Source organism: Clostridium sp. (genome assembly GCF_047718555.1).
GTDB lineage: Bacteria > Bacillota > Clostridia > Clostridiales > Clostridiaceae > Clostridium_I.
On sequence record NZ_JBDNRK010000010.1, the window covers coordinates 42,512 to 60,200 of the forward strand.

The window sequence follows — 17,689 nt, forward strand, 5'->3', positions numbered from 1 at the left end:
GTGCAAATAAGTTTATAAATTACATTAACTAAATAAAGTTAAAGAAAAAAAGTTGAAATTAATGTACATAAAGAAGCAATGTTTTAATAGTTGAGAATAATTAAAATTATTCATTTTAATATAAATAAAATATACAAGTAGGAGGACTATAAAATGGATTTAATATTAAATAGAAGAAGTATAAGAAAATATGAGGAAAGAACGGTTGAGAAGGATAAAATAGAAAAACTTTTAAGGTCTGCTATGCAAGCACCATCAGCAGCAAACCAACAGCCTTGGGAATTCATAGTTGTTGAAGATAAAGATATATTAAAAAAATTAGCAGATACAAGTCCTTATTCAGGTATTGTTGCAAATTCAGCGGTTACATTTGTTCTTCTATCAAGAAAAGAAGGATTAATGTTTCCAGATTTTTCACTACAAGACATAGATATAACCCCACAAAAAAAAGAAACAAAAGAAATACAGATCCACTAGCATTGGAAGCTGCTAGATTAGTATTTGAGTGGCTTCCTAAAGCTTATGAAAATGGGCAGAATATGGAAGCTAGAGAAGCTATGCATCATGCATCAACCATTGCAGGAATGGCATTTGCCAATGTATCATTAGGCATTGTTCATAGTTTAGCTCACAGTTTAGGAGGACAGTTTGGTATAACTCATGGCTTAGCAAATGCCATTTTACTTCCTTATGTCATAGAATATAATAGGCAAAATACGAACAAATATGATTTAATTGAAAAGAAATTAGGAATTGGTAATTTATCAGATGCTATAAGAAACCTAAATAAAATCTTAGAAATTCCAAGTTCATTTAATAAATTAAATCAAATAAGTGAAGAAAAATTTCAAGAAGTATTAAAAGAAATGTCTCAAAATGCATTTGAAGATGCATGTACTTATACAAATCCGAGAGAAACAAATGCAGAAGAATTAGCAGAGCTTTTTAAGAATACTTATTATGGATTAAATGTATAATGATAGTAGATACTTCTGTAGTAGGAAAAGCATTGGATGGAATTAATGAAGCTTATAAAATACCTTTAGCTATTTAAATTTTTAAAACTAATAGTTACCTAAAAATGTATGTTATGCTTATTAGCCATAACATACATTTTCTATTTCTCTTAATATATTTTCTCATTTGCTTATCAGATTATGAAATTCTTCCAGATCATTAGTTGGAGCTAAACATGAGTTATTTTTACAAACATAAGCTGTAGTTTTATTCTTAACCACTACATTATTCTTTATAAAAGGTATAAGCTTATAGATTTCTTCACTTTCATCATTAAATATAATTTCAGAAAAAGGTAAGAATTTTTTATTTATTTCACTGATCATAGCTTTTGTACTGTTATCATTTATATTGCCTGCAATAACTACATGTGTTTCTGGAGTTATACTAGTTAGGAAAGCAGAAATTGTATTTATATACGCTGCTGGCACTTCATTTATCTTTTCTGCAAAGGTATTAAAAATTTCTCCAGCCTTTTGTTCTAATTTTTTGTCTCCAGTTATTCTTGACAACCTTATAATATTCATAGCTGCTACACTATTTCCAGATGGAATAGCCCCATCATATATTTCTTTTGATTTTAAAATGAGCTCTTCACTATCTTTACCGGAAAAGAATAATCCACTATTTTCTTCATCCCAAAAGTATTTAAGCATATCATCATTTAATCCCACAGCTTTTCTTAAATAAGATGATTCAAAAGTTGTTTCATACGTTTCAATTAATCCAAACACTAGGAAGGCATAATCATCCAAATATCCTAAATTAGCAGCTTCTCCTTCTCTATATCTGCATAACAATCTCCCCTGTTCATTAATCAAATTATTAAAAATAAAGTTTATAGCCCGATCTGCTGCCTCTTTGTATTTTTCTACTTGAAATACTCTTCCTGCATAGGCCATAGCCGCTATCATAAGTCCATTCCATGCTGTGAGTATTTTATCATCTTTGTGCGGATGTACTCTTTTTTCTCTGTAATTGAATAGCTTCTCTATTGATTTTTGCAATCTATTCTTAATCTTTTCATTCTCAAGTTCTTCTAAATCTTCCCCTATTAAATTAATTATATTTTCACCTTCAAAATTACCTTTTTCTTTAGTTTCATAATACTCATTAAAAAAACTAGCCTCTTCTCCTAAAACATCTTCTATCTCCCTTTTATCCCATATATAGAACTTTCCTTCTACTCCTTCTGAATCCGCATCTTCCGCAGAATAAAAGCCTCCCTCTTCATGAGTCATATCTCTTAATATATAATCTAATATCTTTGTAGCTATTTCTTTATACCTATTTTTGTAAGTCAATTGATAAGTTTCTGTATATATAATAGCTAAAAGTGCATTATCATAAAGCATCTTTTCAAAATGAGGTACTAACCATTTTGAATCCACTGAATATCTAGAAAATCCAAAGCCTATATGATCAAAAATTCCACCAGAATACATTGAATCTAAAGTATTTTCTACCATTTGCAGAACTTCTTTATCACCCTTTGCCTTATAATATCTTAAAAGAAAACTTAAATTATGTGGTGTCGGAAATTTAGGTGCACTACTAAATCCGCCAAATACCGGATCATAGCTATTCCTTAATGAATCATAAGCATCCTTTATTATATTTTCACTTATTTTACCCTTTTTATCCACAGTCTGATTCTGTAAAAAGTCAACAATGTTATTACTTGATTCTAATAAAGCATCTTTTTTCTCTATCCACATTGCATTTATTTTATCTAATAACTCCATAAGCCCCATATGTCCATACTGAGTCTTCTTAGGTAAATATGTTCCTGCAAAAAAAGGTTTTTTATCTGGGGTCATAATAATTGTAAGAGGCCATCCACCGCTGCCTGTGATAGCTTGACACACTGACATATATATATTATCTATATCTGGTCTCTCTTCTCTATCCACTTTAATTGCTACAAAATATTTGTTTAATAATTCTGCTACTTCATTATCTTCAAAAGATTCTTTTTCCATAACATGACACCAATGACAAGTTGAATTGTGTACCCAACTATGAATACCCAATAGATAAAAAAATGGGTTTGTTCTCTTTCTCTGCTTTCTGAAATGCTTCATCACTCCAACTATACCAATTTACAGGATTATAAGCGTGTTGGAGCAGATACGGAGATTTTTCATTAATTAATCTATTAGGCTTACTATTTGAGTTCATAACACCACCTCCTTTATTTATTCTTGATTATAGTATAACCCAGATAATTATTTTCAGTCTCTAGAATTTAAAAAAGATAGACACCAGCGAGGTGATCTCTACTGATGCCAAGAACTCTGTTTATCTAACCATTAAATTCTGCCAGATATTTAAAATATCTTCTGGATTATTATTACTCACTTACCTTTTTGGATTTTTTCTCTAGTTGCTTATTTATCTTATTTTGAAACTTTAAGAATTATCCATGGACATGTTGCTGTAAAACTCCTCCTCCTAAAGGTGGAGTTTTACAGCGGCTAGTCATCGGATAAATCCTAAAAAATAAAAAAATCCTACTCCTTCTGATATAAAATATTAAACGGAATAGGATTTTTATATGTTTTAAAAAGTATTATGGAAAATTTTCAGATTATGAACACTTAAAAAATATAGTGTTTTCATTAGTAGATTAGTAATTTTTAGCCATGAGCTCCCAGTAAAAAAAACAACCTATCAATGGCATCGTGAACTCTTTCAAAAGCAAGACCACAAAAAAACCAAACTGGTGCAAAATCCAGTCTAATTAACCCATTAATAGATAATGGACCATTGCCGTAATTCCATGGACATACCCCTATAATGTCTCTTAAAAGCCAGCCGCTTAAATATTCAATAGAAAATAAAATTACCATGTAAACGCCTCCCCTTAATATAAGGGGCCAACTTCTAATCTTATCATGCATGGGTTCAAGGAAAACAGCTAATCCATAGATTAAAAACATCCATATATAAGTATATCCTGTAAGCTTGATGTCTCCTCTCATCAATGAGCCAAATCCCGTCCAAAATATTTCAGCACTTAATCCTAAGAATCCATATATTATAAATCTTTTTCCCATGAATATATATTTTGTATTTATCCATAAAATATTCTAGATAATAAAATAATTTTTCAAATTATTTTATCCATCTTTCCACGTCCTTAAGAATCTTAAAATTTGTCAAATCATAATGCAGTGGTGTCAATGTAACATATCCTTCCCTTAAAAAGTGTACATCAGTGTCCTCTTCATGAATGGGATTGATTTTTCCATTTAGCATAAAACTTGCAGTATCAGTAGATTTTTTAATACTTTCGTAATTATGATTATAAACCCTACCACCAATTCTACATATTTTAATTCCCTTTATATTATTCTCTACTAATCCAGGCACATTTACATTTAAAACTACATCCTTATATGAATTATTTTTTTCTGCTAAATTTAAAATTTTCTTGGCATACTTTGCAGCAGTAGAATAATTTTTAAAATTTTTATCAGCATGGACAGATACTGCTACAGAAGGTATATTATTAATGGCAGCTTCAATAGCAGCAGATACCGTTCCAGAATAAAGTATATCATTTCCTAAATTAGCACCTATATTTATTCCTGATACCACCATATCAATATCCTTATCTACTAGTTTCACCATTCCTATTCTCACACAATCGGCGGGAGTTCCCGTAACACTGTACGCTGGTGATTTTAAATTATCTATTTTTACTTTCTTTACTATTAAAGGCTGGGAAATAGTTATAGAATGCCCACAAGCGCTTTTCTCACTATCTGGTGCAACAACAGTTAATTCATAATATTTTTCAAGTTCTCTTGCTAAAGTATGAAGCCCTTTTGCATTTATACCATCATCATTCACTAGTAATAATCTCATATTGTCCCTCCGAGTTAATTGATTCGAAATATTATAATTATAATGTTAAAGAATTCTTATGCTAAAATCAATTAATTTATTAAACTAAATAATTTTCCATAGAGCATTAACTATCCCAAAATAATATTTCAGATATTATTATAATATTGTGTATATAAACATTTGAACACAAAAATAACTGCTTTAAAATAATTTAAAACAGTTATTTTTATATATTTAGATTTATCCCATGATTAAATTAAAATAAATTATTTTTTCTCTAGAATTTATTGATATATAGGCTATTCTTTAAAATCTGTTAATAAATATTCTTACTAAAATACCTATCCCCTCTGTCTGGGAAAACTGTTACGATATTTCCACTATCTATTTTTTCTGAAAGCTTTAATGCAGCTACCATGGCTGCTCCTGATGAGCTTCCAACTATAATACCCTCTTTAAATGCCAGCTCTCTTACCATATCAAAAGCCTCCTCATCCTTTACTTTGATAATCTCATCTACTAATTTCATATCCATAGTATGTGGTATAAAATTATTTCCTATACCCTCAATGTCATAACATCCTTCTATGCCTCCACCCATAGTTGAACCTTCTGGATCTGCTAATATACCTTTAATATTTGGATTCTTTTCTTTCAAATATTTTACGATACCCGTATAAGTGCCACCACTTCCTGCTCCAGCTACAAAATGATCTATTTTACCATCTAGATCTCTATATATTTCAGGTCCGGTAGTTTCATAGTGAGCTAGTGGATTTGTAGCATTTTCAAATTGTCGCAAACTTGTAGAGTTTTCAATGGTATTTAATAATTCATCTGCCTTTGCAACCGCTCCAAGCATCCCATCTTTTCTTGATGTATTTATAATTTTAGCACCTAATGCTTTCATAAGCGTCTGTTTTTCCACAGAAAACTTTTCTGGAACAACAAAAATAACATTATAACCTTTATTGATAGCCGCAAGAGCCACCCCTATTCCTGTGTTTCCAGCTGTTGCTTCTACTATTGTGTAACCAGGCTTTAAAAGTCCCTTCTCTTCTGCATCTTCTATCATATAAACGCCTATTCTATCTTTAACACTTCCACCAGGATTATTTGTTTCCAGTTTAGCAAAAATATTAATTCCTTTTTTGCCTACTATATGATTAATCTTTATAAGTGGAGTGTTTCCTATGAGATCTCTAATATCCTCTATATATTTCACGATTTTATCCCTTCTTTATAATAAAATATGAAAAATTCACACTATCTTATATGCTGCTTTCATTTAGAGCTGCAGTTAAATCTTCTAATAAATCCTGAGAATTTTCTATTCCAACGGATAATCTTATTAAATTATCTACAATTCCAACTTCTTGTCTTATATCATATGGAATTGCCGCATGAGTCATGGAAGCTGGATGGCATATCAAGGATTCCACTCCACCAAGACTTTCACCAAAGGTAATTAGCTTTAAGCTTGATAAAAATTTCTTGTAATCAATTTTATTACTTAGTACAAAGGATATTACTCCACCATATCCCTTTGCTTGTTTTTTCTGAATATCATGACCTGGGTGGTCTTCAAATCCAGGATAGTAGACTTTTTCTACTTCCTCTCTATTTTTCAAGTATTCTGAGATTATTTTACTGTTCTCATTATGTCTGTCCATTCTTACAGCTAATGTTTTTATTCCTCTTACTAATAAGAAAGAGTCGAAAGGTCCAAGGACTCCTCCAGTAGAATTTTGAATAAAATGTAATTTTTCAGCCAATTCCTCGCTATTTACTACTACAAGACCTGAAACAACATCACTATGTCCTCCCAAATATTTAGTAGCACTGTGGATAACTATATCTACGCCTAAATCTATTGGTGTTTGAAGATATGGAGTCATAAAAGTGTTGTCCACTATAGTAAAAATTCCTTTTTCTTTTGCTATTTTTGATATACCCTCTATATCAGTTATGTCCATAAGGGGGTTTGTTGGTGTCTCTATATATATTGCTTTTACATTTTCATCCACATTATTTTTTACTGCTTCTAAATCTGTAGTATCAACAATTTTATATCCTATATTGAAATGATTGAAAACTTTATCTAAAACTCTAAAGGTTCCACCATAGACATTGTTAGATATTATAACCTTGTCTCCAGTTTTAAATAGAGATATAACTGCTGTAATTGCCGCCATACCGGAGGCAAAAGCAAAACCAGCATATCCATGTTCCAAATCTGCTATAAGTTTTTCTAAAGCTTCTCTTGTTGGATTGCCTGTCCTTGAATATTCATATCCTGTGTTGTGTCCAAAGCTTGGCTGCTTATAAGTTGAAGTCTGATAAATAGGCACATTTACTGCACCAGTCTTCTCATCTCCATCTATTCCTCCATGAATTACTAATGATTCAATTTTCATAATTAATTTCTTCCTCCCTGTATTTTAAATTTATATATCTTAAGATAAACTACATATTGAATATGATAAGTCTATTTTGTATCAGACAAAGAAACAAATTTTAAATATAAAAACCTCTATTTATAGAATATGATGCAAAATAGACTAACATACTTAATAGTTATTTTTTACTATGCTTTAATTGCAGAAGCTATGAATATGCCCGTTTGGGTATATTCACCCTTACTGGAGTAGCCCTTACAAAATAAATCTGTATTATCTATATTAATATTTTCAAAACCTGACTTTTTAAGCCACTTAGTTATTTGAGCATTTGAAAAGCCAAGCCATTCATCAAACATCTCTTCTCTTGCCCACTCACCATTATGCTCCATGACATCAGATATAACTACGCTTCCTCCTCTTTTTAATATCCTGCTCATTTCATCTATAGCTTTTTCTGCATCACGTATATGATGTAAAGCCATATTTATAAATACAGCATCTAAAGATTCATCAAATAGAGCTATATTATCAAGAGAAGATTTTAAAGGATATACATTTTTTAAACTGCTTTTTATTACTGAATTTTTTAATTCTTTTAACATATTAACTGAATTATCTATGGAAAATACTAAGCTAGCTTCATTAGCTAAGGCTATAGAAATAAATCCTGTACCACAACCCAAATCTGCAACAATTTTATCCTTTACATTTACTTTAGATAAAACCTTGTACTTTAATCTCTCCTCAAAATACTCACTTCTAATCACATTCCACTTTTGTGCAATATTGTTGAAATACTGAGTAGAGTTCATTGAATATTCCTCCTTATTATATTATTCCTATTGATATACTATGAATAACTATAAAAAAAATTGACATACTAACTGTAATATAAATATTACAGTATATTTTTTGTGAAGAATATAAATTATATGGTTCAAATAAAAAACTCCTACCTCCTATATAGAGGCAGAAGTAACTTCCGCGATTCCACTCTATTTATCATATAAATAAATTATGACATCTTAAGTTTCGGTACTATCATACCTTAACGCTTTAACGGGCGTACACGCTGAAATCTACAAATCTACTTTATTTTCGAAACAGTGCTCAAAGATGCATTCACATAAATAATACTAAAAATCCCTTCCAGCCTAGGAGATTTTTCTCTTTTAGCTTACATTATGCTACTTATTCTTATCAAAGCATTTAAAAATTATTCTTAATTCTTTAGTACATAATATTCCAAAGTTTAAAATTTGTCAATAATATTTTTATTACAGATTTTCTATTTCTCTTCTCTCAGGCTTTTTATTTCCTGTTTTAGACTCTCTTTTAATTAATTCAGCTTCAATATCCTTTAAATTTATGCCTTGATTTGCTAGTAATACCAACAGATGGTATATCAAATCACAAGTTTCCATTACAAGTTCTTCTGAATTATTATTTTTTGCTGCTATTATTGTCTCAGTACTTTCTTCTCCTACTTTTTTTAGTATCTTGTCTATTCCCTTTTCAAATAGATAATTTGTATAGGAATCTTTTATTGGATTAGCTTTTCTATTTACAATAGTGGCATAAAGTTCTTCAATAATTTCTTTCATGTACCTACATTCCCTTCTTTAATAATTAATTTTTATAAGTAAATTAATACTATGTAGCGTTTTAATTCGTAATATTAGAAATTTATGAATTTTTCCTTATGTATATTCTTAATGCTTTGATTAGAAGATAAATTAAATAAATTACTATTACGGTTGGTATAATTATAATAAGTAAGAACAAAGTGCCCAATAAACTCCCATCCCCTTTTTATTAGTTCGTCTTTTTTTATTTTTACGAATTAAATATATAACAATTACTCTAAATATCAACTGTTTTAAAAAAACAACTTCTACTTCCTGTATGGCAGGCTGCTCCTATTTGCTCAACCTTTATAAGCAATGTATCATTATCACAGTCTAAACTTATACTTTTAACATATTGAAAATGACCTGAAGTAGCACCTTTATTCCAATATTCATTTCTTGAACGGCTCCAAAACCAGGTAGTTTTAGTTTCTATAGTCTTTTTTAAGGATTCCTTATTCATATATGCCAGCATTAAAACCTCATCATTTTTCACATCTACAATAATAGCTGGTACTAAACCCTTAGTAAAATCTACAGACTCTAGTAATTCATTCTTATCCATATTTTCACCTACTTTAAACTTCCATAATTTAATTATTTATTAGCATTTATATAGACTTCACCATTACTTAATTCAAACCAATAGAAAATTGCAATGAAATTATAATGTTTTTATATACCATACATCACAAGCATAATGTTCAGTTTCAATTAAAGGTTTTTCTAATTGAATAAAGCCATGCTTTCTGTAGAATTTATTGGCTGCAACCATATTACTAAAGGTTTCTAGGTAGCATTCTTTATAATATTTTTCCGCAAATTCTAAAGAAATTTTTATTAATCTACTTGCAATTCCAGTACCCCTTACCTCTTTTATAGAATACATTTTTTGTAATTCACATATATCTTGTGTGCCAGTTAGTGGACCTATACCGCAACCAGCTACTATTTTGTTATTTTCTTCAACAACCCAATATTTAGATTTTTCATTTTGATAGACTTGAAAAAAACATCCTAAATTAGGGTCAGCCCAAGCACACCCAGGTTTATTTGCTCCAAATTCTATTAAACAAGTTCTAATAAGTAGCTCTACTTGTTTATTATCCTTTTCTTCTATTTCCCTTATTATCATAAATTACTCCCGCTTAATCACACTATCTTACTATAACGAGTTTAAGTTACATAAATACCGCACTATCTATAATCTAACACTAACCTTTTTCTCTTTTAAATATTCTTTAACCTGTCTAATTGTAAGTTCTCTATAATGGAATAGAGAAGCAGCCAAAGCGGCATCACAATTAGTTTTTTCAAACACGTCATAAAAATGTTCCAGCTTTCCACAACCACCAGATGCTATAACTGGAATATTAACTGCCTCAGTAATTGCCCTTGTAAATTCTATATCATAACCATTCTTTGTTCCATCAGCATCCATACTGGTAAGCAGTATCTCACCGCAGCCAAGTTTTTCTGCCTTCTTAGCCCACTCAATAGCATCAAGACCTGTATCTGTTCTACCACCAGCAATAACTACATTCCATCCTGATCCATCTTCTCTTTTTCTGCCGTCTATGGCTACTACTACACACTGCGTTCCAAATTTTTCAGCTGCTCTAGTTATTAGAGTAGGATCCTTTACTGCAGATGAATTTATAGATATTTTATCTGCTCCCGCCTTTAATATATCTCTAAAATCATCTACGGTTCTTATTCCTCCACCAACGGTCAATGGTATAAAGATCTTCTCTGCCGTTCTCTTTACCACATCTATCATGGTCTTTCTACCATCGGAAGTTGCCGTTATATCAAGAAATACTATTTCATCAGCACCTTCACTATTGTAAAACTCTGCTATTGCAACAGGATCTCCTACATCCTTTAAGTCTACAAAATTTATTCCCTTAACAACTCTTCCCATATTTACATCAAGGCAAGGTATTATTCTCTTGGTAAGCAATTTTATCACATCCTTAAAATATAATCAGTTTTTTATATTTAGGCATCTTTGACTTATTATTTATTTTCACATGCCTTACTTATCTTTAGATATAATCTCGGCTACTATCATCTTAAGCTTTTCTAAGAAAATTCCCATTTCTTCTTCAGAACCTATAGTTATTCTCAGATAGTTATTAATTCTAGGCTTATTAAAATATCTTACAAGAAGTCCATTTTCCCTCAGCGTAAGAAAAAGTTTTTCTCCATTTATTTCAGGATGAGACGCAAAAATAAAATTTGCTTTGGAAGGTATTACTTCAAAGCCAATTTTCTTTAATCCTTCTACTACCCTTTCCCTTGTGTTCACTATTTTTGATGCACACTCTTTAAAATAGATTTCATCCTCAATAGCTGCAACTGCTGCTTTTGCTGCAATTCTATCTATGGTATAGGAATTCATAGAATTTTTAATTCTATTTAAACCATCTATAAGCTCCTCTTGACCAAGGGCAAAACCAATACGAATTCCTGCTAAAGACCTTGACTTTGACAAAGTCTGCACTACCAGGAGATTGGAATAATCCTTTATAAGTTTTACTACAGACTCGCCGCCAAAATCTATATAGGCTTCATCAATTATAACTACCTTGTTAGAATTATACTCCAAAATTCTTTTTATATCTTCAATATCTAAAGTTCTTCCTGTAGGTGCATTAGGATTTGGAATAATAACTCCACCATTCTCACACAAAAAATCTTCTACATTTATGGAAAAGTCCTCTTTTAATTTTGCCAATCTATAATCCAATTTATATAATTTAGCGTAAACTGGATAAAAACTATAGCTTATATCAGGAAATATAATATCCTCATCCTGATTAAAAAAAGTTAAAAAAGAAAAAGCCAATACTTCATCTGAACCATTTCCTATAAACACTTGATTTTTATCTAGTTTATAGTATTTTGCAATAGTCTCCCTTAATTCATCGCAGTTTGGATCAGGATATAACCTTAAATCTTCATTTGCCGCATTTTTTATAGCTTCTATCACTTTTGGTGAGGGAGGGTAAGGATTCTCATTGGTATTTAATTTTATATACTTTTTATCTTTAGGCTGCTCACCACAAACATAGGGCTCTATATTTTTAGTTATTTCACTCCAATATTTACTCACAAAAAATTCCTCCCTAATTATAAGAGCTATCTCAAAATACATCAATATGCATTAAAAAATACCATTTTCATTTTAGGACAGCTACTTTTTAATATTAGGCACATTCAAATAAATAACTAGTCAGTATGCTAGTCTATTTTGAATCCTACTACGTCAACAGAACCCTCAGATAGCTTACTATCTTCGGAACCTGTTTCCTTGTATGATTCAAAATATCCGTCGCATCTTTGACTTACTATTTATTTTCATATGCCTTATTTACAAGCATCTATAGCTTCTTTTAAATTTATATTTCCAGAATATATTGCCTTTCCTGTAATAGTTCCGTAAATGCCCATATTCTTTATATTCTTTAAATCCTCTACACTTTTAATTCCACCGGAAGCTATTATGTTACAACTTACACTTTTTTCAATTTTCTCAAGCTGTTCCAAATTAGGTCCCTGTAAGGTGCCATCCTTGCTTATATCTGTAAATATAATAGTTTTTACTCCTATGTTCTCCATCTGCTTTGCAAAATCAATATAATTTACATCACTTACATTGACCCATCCATTTACTGCCACCTTTTCATTCTTTGCATCTATTCCTACTGCTATTTTTTCTCCATACTTTTTTACTGCCTGCTTTACGAACTCCATATCTTTTAATGCTGCGGTACCTAATATTACTCTAGACACCCCTGTCTCTATAAGCATATCAACAGTTTCCATATTTCTTATGCCGCCGCCAAGTTCTACTGGTATATTTACAGCTTTTATTACTTCAGATATAATATTTAGATTTTTGATTTCGCCATTTAATGCCCCATCTAAATCCACCATATGTATATATTCTGCTCCACTTTCTTTAAAGCTTAAAGCTACATCCAGTGGATTTTCTCCTACAACTTCTGATTTACTGAATTCTCCTTGATAAAGTCTTACACATTTGCCATCTCTTAAATCCATAGCTGGAAATATTATCATTTATAACAACCCCCAAAAATTTTTTAGCATCTTTATTCCCGCATCCCCACTCTTTTCAGGATGAAATTGTAAACCAAATACATTTCCTTTACTTACAGCCGCTGGTACATTAATACCATAAAAACTATCTGCATCAAGATTATTTTCCTCTAACTCAGCATAATAAGAATGAACAAAATATGCATAGCTTCCATCTTTTACGCCTTCTAAGATAGGCGAATTTTTTAATATATTTAAAGAATTCCATCCCATATGAGGTATTTTTAAGTTAATATCAAATTTTTTTATCTTTCCCTTTATTAGCCCAAGTCCTTCTGTAAGCCTCACTTCATCGCTTTCATCAAATAAAAGCTGCATTCCAAGACATATTCCAAGTATTGGTACTCCGGACTCCGCAGCATTTTTCAGTGCTTTATTTATATTTAATTTATTTATATTTTCCATTGCATCAGGAAAGGCTCCAACTCCAGGAAGTATAATACCATCGCTGTCCAAAATCTCATCCACATTTGATGTTATATTGCATTTTCCACCAAAGGATTCAAAGGCTTTTTGAACACTTCTCAAGTTTCCCATACCATAATCAACAATACTTAATGTTTTTTCCTTCAAATCTATCACCCCTTAGTATTATTTTAATTAATTCTAAAGCACTGTAATTGTTTATCCGATGACTAACCACTGTAACACTCCACCTTCTAAAATCTATAGACTTCCCTTAGTAGACATTACACCCTTTATTCTTTCATCCTTTTCCACAGCCTCACGAAGAGCCCTTCCAAAAGCTTTAAACATTCCCTCAATGATATGATGAGTATTTTTACCATACAGTGATTTTACATGAAGGGTTATTCCTGCATTAACAGCTACCGCTCTAAAAAATTCTTCTACCATTTCAGTTTCAAACATTCCCAATTTCTCCGTAGTAAATTCACCATCAAAAACCAGATAAGGTCTTCCGCTGATATCAATGGATACGAGAGACAGACTTTCGTCCATTGGCACATAGGCTGTTCCATATCTCTTTATCCCAGCTTTATCTCCTAAAGCTTCATTAATGCATTTTCCAAGAACTATACCTACATCTTCCACCAGATGATGTGAGTCTACATAGGTATCTCCTTCTGCCTTAAGCTTTAAAGTCATAAGTCCGTGCTTTATCATAAGTGTAAGCATATGGTCAAAGAATCCTACACCAGTTTCTATGCTGGAGTTTCCCTCTCCATCCAATTCTAAACTCATTTCTATCTTAGTTTCCATAGTTTTTCTTGAAATGGAAGACTCCCTTTTATTCATGAAAATCACTCCTCTTCTAATCCTCATATCTTACTTTAATTGAATTTGCATGTGCTGTTAATCCCTCTGTATCAGCAAGCTTTACTATTTTATCCTTAACTCCATATAGAGCATCTTCGCTGTAGTATATATAACTAGATTTTTTAATAAAGTCATCTACAGAAAGAGGAGAAAAGAATCTAGCGCTACCACTAGTTGGAAGTACATGGTTTGGTCCTGCCATATAGTCTCCTAAAGGCTCCGGTGAATGAGAACCAAGGAAAATTGATCCTGCATTTTTTATTCTTCCAAGATATAGGAATGGATCTTTTACCATAAGTTCAAAGTGTTCAGGAGCTATTTTGTTACCTAGATCAATTGCTTCATCCATATTGTCTACCACAAGTATTACTCCAAAATCTCTTAAGGAAGCTTCAATTATTTCTTTTCTACTTAAGTTTTCTACCTGCCTTTTTATCTCCTTTTGAACCTTTAAAGCTAATTCCTTTGAAGTAGTTACTAAAATTGCAGAAGCAAGTTTATCATGTTCAGCTTGAGACATTAAATCAGCTGCAATAAATTTTTCATTTCCATTTTCATCAGAAACTACAAGTATCTCACTAGGACCTGCAATCATATCTATATCTACAAGTCCAAAGACACTTCTCTTTGCTAAGGCTACAAAAATATTTCCTGGTCCCACTATCTTATCAACCTTTTCTATAGTTTCTGTACCATAGGCAAGTGCTCCAATTGCCTGTGCCCCACCCACTTTATAAATTTCATCAACTCCAGCAATATCTGCAGCTACAAGTATACTTTCACTTATTGTACCATCTTTTCTAGGTGGAGTAACCATAACAATTTTTTCTACTCCAGCTACCTTTGCAGGAAGTGCATTCATAAGTACAGAAGAAGGATATGCTGCTGTACCACCTGGTACATATATTCCAACTCTAGAAAGTCCCCTTACAGTTTGTCCCATGACTACACCATTTTCTTTTGTCATGATCCAGGACTTATCCTTTTGCTTTTCATGAAATTCTGTTATATTTTTCTTCGCTGTTTTTAAAGCATCTACAAATTCATCATCTACTGCCTCATAGGCTTTTTTTATTTCCTCACTTGTTACCGTTAGACTTCCTATGCACTCACAATCAAACTTCCTTGTAAAGCTTATTACTGCATTGTCTCCGTTTTTCTTTATTTCAGAAAGTATTTCTGATACTTTCACATTAACATCATCTTCAATTCCTTCTGCTCTCTTCTTTAAGCTTTCTAAATATTCTTTTCCCTCTTTACTATTAGCCTGTAATATATTTATTAGTTCACTCACCAAAATTACCTCCTATTTAGGTATATCTAAAGAAACAACCTATCTGTATATTAATACATTTTAATTTACTACTATTTTTCCGTCACTTGATCAGAATCATTTACTACACGTTGTACATTATCAATCAAAGTTTTAATTTCATCTTTCCTCATCTTCATACTAGCTCTGTTTACAATCATTCTAGCACTTATATCACATATTTCATTGAATACAATAAGACCATTTTCTTTTAATGTAGTTCCTGTTTCAACAATATCTACAATAGCATCTGAAAGTCCTAAAATAGGTGCAAGTTCCACAGAACCTTCTATTTTAATGATTTCCACATCCATGCCTAGTTTTCTAAAATAGTCTCTTGTAACTCTTGGATATTTAGTGGCAATTTTTTTCCTGTTATAGCCTTCATTCACATTAAAACTTGGTATAGAAGCCAATGCAAATTTACATTTACCCACTTTTAAATCCATAACTTCATAGAAGTCTCTTCCCTCTTCCAGTAAGGTATCTTTACCCACTATTCCTATATCTGCCGCACCATGCTCTACATAGGTTAATACATCAACGGCCTTTACTAGTACAAATTGAATATTATTTTTCTTATCACAAAGTACAAGTCTTCTGCCTTTATTTCTTAATTCTTCAGTATCAATACCAACTTTTTCAAATATATCTATTGAAAATTCTTCAAGTCTTCCTTTAGTAAGTGCTATTCTTAAAGGTTTTATACATTCCATATTGATTAGATCTCCATTTCTAAAATTTATATTTTTCTCTTACGTATCTATGAATAAACGATAATTTTAAGATTCAAAATAAGATAATATATGGACTAGTTATTTTTTTGATGATACTTTATCCATTTATTCTCTTCAAATTTAATTTCAGTTTGCTCTGATACATTTATTACAAATTTTGAATTTATCTTTTCTGCATATTTAAGAGTTTCTTCTTCCTTTTTCATTAAGCTTACTTCTGCCTTAATACCACTTTCATTTAAATTCTTCAGTAAACTATATGCTTTATGCAAATCATCAAAATTACAATGTATAATTTTTTCAATTTTTTCATCTTCGAAGACTGTCCCTTGAATTTTTAATGCTTCAAGGACTGTATCCACATTTATTGCAAGACCTGTAGCTGGTAATTTTTCTCCAAAATTTTCTATAAGTTTATCATATCTTCCACCACTTAGTATACTGTCCCCTGAATCCATACAATATCCTCTGAAGATAAGTCCTGAATAATAATTTAAATTTTGTACCATACCTAGATCGATAGATATATATTTGCTAAAGCCTAATTTCTCCATTATTTCATAGACTCTTTCTATATTTTCAAGAGCCTTTACCCCGTAAGATTTACCTAAAAGTTCTCTAGTTTCTGTAATAACTTCTTTCCCACCAAATAACTCCGGAAGCCTTTGTAGTATTTCCAAAGTATTTTTATCTATAACCTTACCATTATTGCTTAAAAATTCTCTAAGACCGGCGATATTTTTATTTTGAATAAGTATTCTAATATTTTCTTTTTCTTCAATATTTAAAGGCAAATCTTCTGTTAGCTGCCTGAAAAACTGTGAATCTCCTATTTCTATTTTAAAATTCTTAAGTCCTATTTTATTTAAAGCTTCTATTCCCGTAATAATAGCTTCTATATCTCCCCTTATACTGTCCACTCCTATTATTTCAATGCCTGATTGAGTAAACTCACTTAGCTTACCATTTAATACTTCATTTACCCTAAATATATTCTGGCTATAACAAAGTTTTAATGGATACATTTCAGGCTTTATTTTTGTGGCTGCTATTCTTGCTATAGGAGTTGTCATATCAGATCTTAAAACTAGAATTCTTCCTCTATTATCAAATAATTTATACATTTGTTCCTGAGGAATTGGTTGATTGTGCATATTAAATACATCGTAGAACTCCAGCGTAGGAGAAATGATTTCATGGTATCCATAATTTATATAAACATCTCTTATTAAATTTTCTATTTTAACCTTTGATGTACATTCTTCAAAAAGTATATCTTTTGTTCCTTCTGGTATATATTTTTTTAAATTCGCCACTATAACTCCTCCATAAACT

18 protein-coding genes and 1 pseudogene are annotated in these 17,689 nt (G+C 31.0%); 2 read left to right on the forward strand and 17 right to left on the reverse strand.

Annotation, left to right across the window (positions count from 1 at the left end; translation table 11 throughout):
• The first annotated feature begins 153 nt into the window (after nt 1-153).
• Complete coding sequence (locus tag ABF633_RS06165; protein WP_415522773.1) at nt 154-477, forward strand: nitroreductase family protein; 324 nt, start codon at nt 154-156, stop codon at nt 475-477.
• Between the two features lie 2 nt (nt 478-479).
• A complete protein-coding gene (locus ABF633_RS06170) occupies nt 480-977 on the forward strand; it encodes an iron-containing alcohol dehydrogenase (protein ID WP_415522774.1) in 498 nt (165 codons plus the stop codon).
• A gap of 162 nt (nt 978-1,139) precedes the next feature.
• Here ABF633_RS06170 and ABF633_RS06175 read toward each other — a convergent pair.
• From ABF633_RS06175 to ABF633_RS06255, 17 genes and pseudogenes are all read right to left on the reverse strand, one after another.
• Nucleotides 1,140-3,198 (reverse strand): annotated as a pseudogene (locus ABF633_RS06175) (thioredoxin domain-containing protein).
• A 458-nt stretch (nt 3,199-3,656) separates the two neighbouring features.
• On the reverse strand, nt 3,657-4,076 hold the full coding sequence (locus ABF633_RS06180; RefSeq protein ID WP_415522775.1) for a putative ABC transporter permease: 420 nt from the start codon (nt 4,074-4,076) through the stop codon (nt 3,657-3,659).
• A 58-nt stretch (nt 4,077-4,134) separates the two neighbouring features.
• Nucleotides 4,135-4,890, reverse strand: a complete 756-nt coding sequence (gene surE, locus ABF633_RS06185; protein ID WP_415522776.1) for a 5'/3'-nucleotidase SurE — start codon at nt 4,888-4,890, stop codon at nt 4,135-4,137.
• Nucleotides 4,891-5,188: 298 nt separating this feature from the next.
• Nucleotides 5,189-6,097: a PLP-dependent cysteine synthase family protein gene (locus ABF633_RS06190; protein WP_415522777.1), complete on the reverse strand. Its 909-nt coding sequence runs from the start codon at nt 6,095-6,097 to the stop codon at nt 5,189-5,191.
• Nucleotides 6,098-6,143: 46 nt separating this feature from the next.
• Entirely contained in the window at nt 6,144-7,289 is a 1,146-nt protein-coding gene (locus ABF633_RS06195; protein ID WP_415522778.1) for a bifunctional cystathionine gamma-lyase/homocysteine desulfhydrase, read from the reverse strand.
• A 170-nt stretch (nt 7,290-7,459) separates the two neighbouring features.
• Nucleotides 7,460-8,086 (reverse strand): class I SAM-dependent methyltransferase, encoded by a 627-nt coding sequence (locus ABF633_RS06200; RefSeq protein WP_415522779.1) that lies wholly within the window; start codon nt 8,084-8,086, stop codon nt 7,460-7,462.
• A 465-nt stretch (nt 8,087-8,551) separates the two neighbouring features.
• Complete coding sequence (gene hisE, locus ABF633_RS06205; RefSeq protein WP_415522780.1) at nt 8,552-8,878, reverse strand: phosphoribosyl-ATP diphosphatase; 327 nt, start codon at nt 8,876-8,878, stop codon at nt 8,552-8,554.
• A 259-nt stretch (nt 8,879-9,137) separates the two neighbouring features.
• On the reverse strand, nt 9,138-9,467 hold the full coding sequence (gene hisI / locus ABF633_RS06210; RefSeq protein WP_415522781.1) for a phosphoribosyl-AMP cyclohydrolase: 330 nt from the start codon (nt 9,465-9,467) through the stop codon (nt 9,138-9,140).
• A 99-nt stretch (nt 9,468-9,566) separates the two neighbouring features.
• A complete protein-coding gene (locus tag ABF633_RS06215) occupies nt 9,567-10,037 on the reverse strand; it encodes a GNAT family N-acetyltransferase (protein WP_415522782.1) in 471 nt (156 codons plus the stop codon).
• Nucleotides 10,038-10,103: 66 nt separating this feature from the next.
• On the reverse strand, nt 10,104-10,865 hold the full coding sequence (hisF, locus tag ABF633_RS06220) for an imidazole glycerol phosphate synthase subunit HisF (RefSeq protein ID WP_415522783.1): 762 nt from the start codon (nt 10,863-10,865) through the stop codon (nt 10,104-10,106).
• Between the two features lie 75 nt (nt 10,866-10,940).
• Nucleotides 10,941-12,020 (reverse strand): histidinol-phosphate transaminase, encoded by a 1,080-nt coding sequence (gene hisC / locus ABF633_RS06225; RefSeq protein WP_415522784.1) that lies wholly within the window; start codon nt 12,018-12,020, stop codon nt 10,941-10,943.
• A gap of 254 nt (nt 12,021-12,274) precedes the next feature.
• Nucleotides 12,275-12,988: a 1-(5-phosphoribosyl)-5-[(5-phosphoribosylamino)methylideneamino]imidazole-4-carboxamide isomerase gene (gene hisA / locus ABF633_RS06230; protein WP_415522785.1), complete on the reverse strand. Its 714-nt coding sequence runs from the start codon at nt 12,986-12,988 to the stop codon at nt 12,275-12,277.
• Nucleotides 12,989-13,600 (reverse strand): imidazole glycerol phosphate synthase subunit HisH, encoded by a 612-nt coding sequence (gene hisH / locus ABF633_RS06235; RefSeq protein WP_415522786.1) that lies wholly within the window; start codon nt 13,598-13,600, stop codon nt 12,989-12,991.
• 93 nt (nt 13,601-13,693) lie between these two features.
• Nucleotides 13,694-14,284, reverse strand: a complete 591-nt coding sequence (hisB, locus tag ABF633_RS06240; protein ID WP_415522787.1) for an imidazoleglycerol-phosphate dehydratase HisB — start codon at nt 14,282-14,284, stop codon at nt 13,694-13,696.
• A gap of 16 nt (nt 14,285-14,300) precedes the next feature.
• Complete coding sequence (gene hisD, locus ABF633_RS06245) at nt 14,301-15,599, reverse strand: histidinol dehydrogenase (RefSeq protein ID WP_415522788.1); 1,299 nt, start codon at nt 15,597-15,599, stop codon at nt 14,301-14,303.
• Between the two features lie 71 nt (nt 15,600-15,670).
• Nucleotides 15,671-16,333, reverse strand: coding sequence for an ATP phosphoribosyltransferase (gene hisG / locus ABF633_RS06250; protein WP_415522789.1), 663 nt, complete (start codon nt 16,331-16,333; stop codon nt 15,671-15,673).
• 95 nt (nt 16,334-16,428) lie between these two features.
• Nucleotides 16,429-17,670, reverse strand: a complete 1,242-nt coding sequence (locus ABF633_RS06255) for an ATP phosphoribosyltransferase regulatory subunit (RefSeq protein ID WP_415522790.1) — start codon at nt 17,668-17,670, stop codon at nt 16,429-16,431.
• Nucleotides 17,671-17,689 lie beyond the last annotated feature (19 nt).